The sequence below is a fragment of the Amycolatopsis antarctica genome (assembly GCF_002262875.1).
GTDB lineage: Bacteria > Actinomycetota > Actinomycetes > Mycobacteriales > Pseudonocardiaceae > Amycolatopsis > Amycolatopsis antarctica.
On record NZ_NKYE01000049.1, the window covers coordinates 1 to 666 of the forward strand.

Annotated in this window: 1 protein-coding gene; it reads right to left on the reverse strand. The window is 66.5% G+C overall.

The window, feature by feature from the left end; translation table 11 throughout:
• A partial coding sequence (locus tag CFN78_RS28370) for an ABC transporter permease (RefSeq protein ID WP_094866383.1) occupies nucleotides 1–666 on the reverse strand: 666 nt, incomplete at both ends.

The window sequence follows — 666 nt, forward strand, 5'->3', positions numbered from 1 at the left end:
GGCGAGGGTGACGGCGACGATGACCCAGGCCGCGGTGGGGGCGAGCAGGAGCAGGGAGTCGCCGAGTGGGACGCCGCCGTTCCAGGCGTTGGTGACCAGTTCGGTGGCGGAGCCGCCGGGCAGCAGGCGCTTGAGCAGGGTGAGTTCCTCGGTGCCGGTGATGCCGACCCAGCTCGCGACGGCGATGACGCCGAGGGTGACGGGCAGGGTGGTGACCTGGGCGTGTTCGGGGGAGTTGGTCAGTCCGGCGGTGGCCAGGCCGAGGCCGATCATCATGGCGATGGTGGCGAGTACGGCGATGATCAGTAGGCCCATGTTGTCGGGCATGCCGGTGACCACGCCGAGTACGGTCATGATGACCGCGATCTGGATCATCGCGATGACGGTGACCGGCAGTACCAGGCCGGTGAGGATGCTGGCGTCGCCGGCGGCGGTGGAGCGCAGTCGCTTGAGGAACAGGTTCTGCCTGCGTGAGGCCAGGGTGGTGACCGCGGAGGAGTAGAGGCCGAACGCGCTGACGGTGAACATGACGATGGCCGCGATGTAGCCGAGGCTGCCGACCTGGGCGAACAGTTCGTGCTGGTAGATGAAGAAGGCGCTGATCGCCACCGGCATCACGAAACTCGTGATCAGTACCGATCGGTTCCGGAAAATCTGGATCAGCTC